This is a genomic window from Streptomyces inhibens, assembly GCF_003389455.1.
Taxonomy (GTDB): Bacteria; Actinomycetota; Actinomycetes; order Streptomycetales; family Streptomycetaceae; genus Streptomyces; species Streptomyces inhibens.
Genome location: NZ_QUAC01000217.1, coordinates 1 through 6,798, shown reverse-complemented (window position 1 = coordinate 6,798; position 6,798 = coordinate 1). Strand labels below are relative to the sequence as shown.

Below are 6,798 nucleotides of genomic sequence, written 5' to 3'. Positions count from 1 at the left end.
GTACCGCCCCCAGCCCCCCACACGGCCGGTTCCACCACCACCCCCGCCTCCCCGTACGATGCAAGGGTGACCAGCACGCAGCGCCACGCCTTCCTCAAGGGCCACGGCACCGAGAACGACTTTGTGATCGTCCCCGACCCGGACGGCCGGCTCGATCTGCCCGCGACCGCCGTCGCGAGGATCTGCGACCGGCGGGCCGGCCTCGGCGGCGACGGCCTGCTGCGCGTCGTACGCTCCGCCGCGCACCCCGAGGCGCGCGCCCAGGCCGACGAGGCCGAGTGGTTCATGGACTACCGCAACGGCGACGGCTCGATCGCCGAGATGTGCGGCAACGGCACCCGGGTCTTCGCGCGCTATCTGCTGCACGCCGGCCTGGTCGAGGCCGGCGATCTCGCCATCGCCACCCGCGCCGGAGTGCGCCGTGTGCACCTCGCCAAGACCGGCGATGTCACGGTCTCCATGGGCCGCGCCGAACTCCCCGAGGAGAGCGTCGTCGTCACGCTCGACGGCCGCAGCTGGCCGGCCCGCAATGTGAACATGGGCAATCCGCACGCCGTCGCGTTCGTCGAGGATCTGGCCCACGCCGGTGACCTGCTGGCCGTACCGCCGTTCGGCCCGGCGTCGGTTTATCCCGACGGCGTGAACATCGAGTTCGTCGTCGACCGCGGCCCGCGCCATGTGGCGATGCGGGTCCATGAGCGCGGCTCGGGCGAGACCCGCTCGTGCGGGACCGGCGCCTGCGCGGTCGCCGTCGCCGCCGCCCGCAGGGACGGCCTGGACCCGGCCGAGACCGGCGCGCCCGTCACGTACCGGGTCGATGTGCTCGGCGGCAGCCTGACGATCACCGAGCTGCCCGACGGCACGGTCGAGATGACCGGCCCGGCTGAGATCGTCGCCGAAGGCACCTTCGACCCCGCCTGGCTGACCGCCGCGCTCGCCTGACGGGGCCCGCCGCGGACCCGGCCCGGTGCGGGCCGGGCGAAACGGTTCCGGCCAAAAGATTCGCTCGAACGGGTGATCCGTATCACTCTGAGCGAGAGGCGGACAGCGCTGCGTGATGGGCTCGATAGCATCAAGCACCGGCCCGGACGTCCGAACTGACGCGTCCCACCGCCGGTCGACGCTGCCGGAGGTGCCCATGAGCGCAGAGGCCACTAACCCTGGTAACCCTGGAGCAGCGGGCCGCAAGCGCGGCCGCCGCCGACTGGAACTCAGAGGGCTGCGCCGCATCGGGCGCGCCGCACTCCTCGGCCCGGCCCCGCGCGACGGCCTCCCGCACGCCCTCGAACACGTCGCCAAGGTGCACCGCGGCCACCACCCGGACGCCGACCTGGACACCCTCGCCAAGGCCTATCTGCTCGCCGAGTCCTCGCACCGCGGCCAACTGCGAAAAAGCGGTGAACCGTACATCACCCACCCGCTCGCGGTGACCCTCATCCTCGCCGAACTCGGCGCGGAGACCACGACCTTGACCGCCTCCCTGCTCCACGACACCGTCGAGGACACGGAAGTGACGCTCGATCAGGTCCGGGACCTGTTCGGCGCGGAGGTCTGCTATCTCGTCGACGGCGTCACCAAGCTGGAGAAGGTCGACTACGGCGCGGCCGCCGAGCCCGAGACCTTCCGCAAGATGCTGGTGGCCACCGGCAACGACGTCCGGGTGATGTCCATCAAGCTCGCCGACCGGCTGCACAACATGCGCACCCTCGGGGTGATGCGCCCCGAGAAGCAGGCCCGGATCGCCAAGGTGACCCGCGATGTGCTGATCCCGCTCGCCGAACGCCTCGGCGTCCAGGCGCTCAAGGCCGAGCTGGAGGACCTGGTCTTCGCGATCCTGCATCCGGAGGAGTACGCCACCACCCGGAGCCTGGTCATGGAGTACGCCGCCCGGCCCGATCCGCTCGCCGCGATCGCCCAGCGGGTGCGTACGGTCCTGGACGAGGCCGGCATCGACGCCGAAGTCCTCGTCCGGCCCCGGCACTTCGTCTCCGTGCACCGCGTGCGCCTGGCGCGCCGCGAGCTGACCGGCGCGGACCTGGGGCGGCTGCTGGTGCTGGTGACGGAGGACGCCGACTGCTACGCCGTCCTCGGTGAGCTGCACACCTGCTTCACACCGGTGATCTCCGAGTTCAAGGACTTCATCGCGGCCCCCAAGTTCAACCTCTACCAGTCGCTGCACACCGCCGTCGCCGGCCCGTCCGGGGAGATCGCCGAGACCCTGATCCGTACGCACCAGATGCACCGGGTCGCCGAGGCCGGGGTGATCGCGCTGGGCAACCCGTACGCCCCCACGGACGGCGCGGACGCCCCCGAGGGCGAGCGGGCCGACCCGACCCGCCCCGGATGGCTCTCCCGGCTGCTGGAGTGGCAGCGCACCACCCCCGACCCGGACACGTTCTGGACCTCGCTGCGCGACGACCTCGCCCAGGACCGGGAGATCACCGTCTTCTGCGCCGACGCCCCCTCGGACGGCACGGGCGGCCCGTCCGCCGCCGCGGGGGGCGCCATCGGCCTGCCAGCCGGGGCGAGTTGCGTCGACGCGGCCTACGAACGGCACGGCGAGGCGGCGCACTGCTGCATCGGCGCCCGGGTCAACGGCCGGCTCGCCACGCTCGCCACAGTCCTGCACGACGGCGACAGCCTGCAGCTGCTGATGGCCCCGGACTCCGCGGCCGGTCCCTCGCCCGAATGGCTCGACCACGCCCGTACACCCGCCGCCCGGCTCGCCATCGCCCGGTGGCTGGCCGGACCACGGGAGCCCGGCGCCCGCCCGGCAAGCCCCGGTGAGACGCCCGCCGAGACGCCCCTTACGGGCCGCCCCACGGCCGATCACCACCGCTCCGGAGCGGGCTCGGTCACCCCCGGCTCGGTCCTCGCGGTGGCGGATCTGCCCGGCGCCGCGGTCCGGCTGGCCGGCTGTTGTACCCCGGTGCCGCCGGACACCGTCACCGGATTCGCCGTACGGGGCGGCACGGTCACCGTGCACCGCGCCCTGTGCCCCGTGGTGGCGCGGATGGCGGCCACCGGCCGGCAGCCCGTCGGGGTGCGCTGGCGGGGCGCCGGCCAGGGCGGTCACGGCTGCCGGGTCACCCTCCTGGCCGAGGCCTTCAGCCGCCCGCATCTCCTGGCCGACCTCACCGAAGCGATCGCCTCCCAGGGCGCCGCCGTGGTGTCGGCCGCCGTCGAACCCCCGCACGAACAGCGGGTCCGCCACACCTACACGCTGCATCTGCCGAACGCCTCAGGGCTGCCGTCCCTGATGCGCGCCATGCGCCAAGTGCCCGGCGTCTTCGACGTGTTGCGGGCCGGCCGGGCCCGCCAGGCCGCGGCGCTGCGCCCCTGAACAGCGGTACCGCCGGTCTGCTGACGGACCGTCGGCCCGGACCCTCGGACAGGGCCTGAGACGGACGCACGATCCGCCGCCCGTTCGGGTGCCGTTTTCCGGCTCGCCCACGGGTGAGGCGGCCGCGTTGGTAGCCGTAGTGCATGTCCCTTCCCTTGCGCCGCCCGTCCCGCGACCCCGACGGTCCCGTCCCCGACCGTGTCCTGCCCCGTGGCCCGAGCGGCCGGATCCGGTGGTCCGGCCGCAAGGCGGCCGCCCTCGGGCTGGCCGCCATCGCCACCCTCGGCATGGCAGAGCCGCCGGCCGTAGGGCCGCAGGGCCTCGGTGACCGACTCTTCCCCACGCTCGGCAACACCGGCTACGACGTCATGTCCTACGACGTCACGCTGGACTACTCCGGCCACAACGACCAGCCGCTGAACGCCACCACCGAGATCACCGCCCGGGCCACCACCGAGCTCGACCACCTGAATCTCGACTTCGCCCGCGGCACCGTGCGCTCCGTACGGGTCGGCGGCCTGCCCGCGCGGCACGAGCAGCACGGCGAGGACCTGGTGCTCACCCCGGCCTTCCACATCTCCCGGGGGCAGGAGCTGAAGATCTCCGTCGAGCACACCAGCGACCCCGGCGGCAAGGGTGACGGCGGCTGGATCCGCACCTCCGACGGGCTGGCGATGGCCAACCAGGCGGACGCCGCGCACCGCGTCTTCCCCTGCAACGACCACCCCTCCGACAAGGCGCTCTTCACCTTCCACATCACCGCGCCCCAGGAGCTGACCGCCGTCGCCAACGGACTGCCCCTGGGCGCCGCCACCCGCGCAGCGGGCCGCACCTGGACCTACCGCACCGCCCACCCCATGGCCACCGAGCTGGCGCAGGTCTCCATCGGGAAGTCCAGCGTGCTGCTGCGCTACGGGCCGCACGGTCTGCCGATCCGCGATGTCGTACCGACCGCGGACCGCTCCGTCCTCGCGCGCTGGCTCGCCAAAACCCCCGACCACCTGGCCTGGATGGAGCAGAAGGTCGGCCCCTACCCCTTCGAGACGTACGGGGTGCTGATCGCCAACGCCAGGACCGGCTTCGAGCTGGAGACCCAGACCCTGTCGCTCTTCGAAAAAGCCCTGTTCAGCGCCGATCACCTGCCCGACTGGTACGTCGAGTCGGTGATGGTGCACGAGCTGTCCCACCAGTGGTTCGGCGACAGCGTCAGCCCGCGCCGCTGGTCCGACGTCTGGCTCAACGAGGCCCATGCCACCTGGTACGAGGCCCTCTACGCCCAGGAGAAGGGCGACGGCCGAGCCTCCCTTGAGGACCGTATGCACCGGGCGTACCAGCAGTCGGACGGCTGGCGCGCCGAGGGCGGGCCGCCCGCCGTGCCCAAGGCACCCAGCCCCGGCCAGAAGATCAGCATCTTCCGCCCGATCGTCTATGACGGCAGCGCACTGGTCCTGTACGCCCTGCGGCAGAAGATCGGCCCCACCGCCTTCGACCGCCTCGAACGCGAATGGGTGGCTCGGCACCATGACGGCGTGGCCGACACCGCCGACTTCATCGCGCTGTCCTCCCAGGTCGCCGGCCAGAACCTCGCCGGCTTCTTCCAGGAGTGGCTCTACGGAGCCCGGACACCGCCGATGCCGGGGCGCCCGGAGTGGCGGCCCGCGGGCGCGGCCAAAAACCCCGGAAAACCCGCGTGACGGCCCTCCGCGGCCGTGGGACCATCAACAGGTCGACGCCGACGGGCCCGGGAATCTCCGGGCCGGCTCGGACGTTGACATCATCGACAACGGCACGACAGTCCTGGTGGGACCACCCGGCCCCCCTGAGGGCTTCCCAACGACGCAAAGGATCAAATGACCTCCTCTTCTTCCCTTCCGCAGGACCGGCAGCGCCTCCCCGAGAGCCTTCGGGCCGACGCCCTGATGGAAGAGGACGTCGCCTGGAGCCACGAGATCGACGGGGAGCGTGACGGCGACCAGTACGACCGCTCGGCTCGTGCGGCGCTGCGCCGCGTGGCGGGCCTGTCCACCGAGCTCGAGGACATCACCGAGGTCGAGTACCGGCAGCTCCGGCTGGAGCGGGTGGTGCTCGTCGGCGTATGGACCACGGGGACGGTGAACGACGCGGAGAATTCGCTCGCCGAGCTCGCCGCGCTGGCGGAGACCGCCGGCGCCCTCGTGCTCGACGGCGTCATCCAGCGCCGCGACAAGCCGGACCCGGCCACGTACATCGGCTCGGGCAAGGCACTGGAGCTGCGCGACATCGTGCTCGAATCCGGGGCGGACACCGTGGTGTGCGACGGTGAGCTCTCCCCGGGCCAGCTGATCCATCTCGAGGATGTCGTCAAGGTCAAGGTGGTCGACCGGACCGCGCTGATCCTCGACATCTTCGCCCAGCACGCCAAGTCCCGGGAGGGCAAGGCGCAGGTCTCCCTGGCGCAGATGCAGTACATGCTCCCCAGGCTCCGTGGCTGGGGTCAGTCGCTGTCCCGGCAGATGGGTGGCGGTGGCTCCGGTTCCGCGGGCGGCGGTATGGCCACCCGTGGCCCCGGTGAGACCAAGATCGAGACGGACCGGCGGCGGATCCGCGAGCGCATGGCGAAGATGCGCCGGGAGATCGCGGAGATGAAGACCGGCCGGGACATCAAGCGCCAGGAACGCCGGCGCAACAAGGTCCCCTCGGTCGCCATCGCCGGCTACACCAACGCCGGCAAGTCCTCCCTGCTCAACCGCCTCACCGGCGCCGGCGTGCTGGTGGAGAACGCCCTGTTCGCCACCCTGGACCCGACCGTCCGGCGGGCCGAGACGCCCAGCGGGCGGCTCTACACCCTCGCTGACACCGTCGGCTTCGTCCGGCACCTGCCGCACCACCTCGTCGAGGCGTTCCGCTCCACGATGGAGGAGGTCGGCGAGTCCGATCTCATCCTGCATGTGGTCGACGGCTCGCATCCGGTGCCGGAGGAGCAGCTGGCCGCCGTACGCGAGGTGATCCGCGATGTGGGCGCGACGAACGTGCCCGAGATCGTGGTCGTCAACAAGGCCGACGCGGCCGATCCGCTGGTGCTGCAGCGCCTGCTGCGCCAGGAGAAGCACTCCATCGCGGTCTCGGCCCGTACGGGCCAGGGCATGGCGGAGCTGCTGGCCCTGCTCGACGAGGAACTTCCCCGGCCGCAGGTCGAGATCGAGGTCCTCGTGCCCTACACCCAGGGCGCCCTGGTCTCGCGGGCGCACGCCGAGGGCGAGGTCATCTCCGAGGAGCACACCGCCGAGGGCACGGTCCTCAAGGCGCGGGTGCACGAGGAGCTGGCCGCCGAGTTCCAGCCGTTCGTGCCGGCGGCGTAGCAGCCCCGGGCGCAGAACGACCCGCATACGACGAAGGCCCGCCTCCGGTCTCCCGGAGGCGGGCCTTCGTCGTACCCATGGGCGGGGCGGGCGGCGCCGTCACCGGCACCACCCGCC

4 protein-coding genes are annotated in these 6,798 nt (G+C 72.3%); all 4 read left to right on the top strand.

The genetic code is table 11. The features are described 5' to 3' along the window. Positions 1–66: 66 nt before the first annotated feature. Positions 67–942: a diaminopimelate epimerase gene (dapF, locus tag DY245_RS27000; protein WP_128509827.1), complete on the top strand. Its 876-nt coding sequence runs from the start codon at positions 67–69 to the stop codon at positions 940–942. A gap of 196 nt (positions 943–1,138) precedes the next feature. Continuing rightward, entirely contained in the window at positions 1,139–3,343 is a 2,205-nt protein-coding gene (locus DY245_RS26995; protein ID WP_128509826.1) for a RelA/SpoT family protein, read from the top strand. A gap of 143 nt (positions 3,344–3,486) precedes the next feature. Beyond that, entirely contained in the window at positions 3,487–5,037 is a 1,551-nt protein-coding gene (locus DY245_RS26990) for a M1 family metallopeptidase (RefSeq protein ID WP_128509825.1), read from the top strand. 156 nt (positions 5,038–5,193) lie between these two features. Next, positions 5,194–6,681: a GTPase HflX gene (hflX, locus tag DY245_RS26985; RefSeq protein WP_128509824.1), complete on the top strand. Its 1,488-nt coding sequence runs from the start codon at positions 5,194–5,196 to the stop codon at positions 6,679–6,681. Positions 6,682–6,798: the final 117 nt, after the last annotated feature.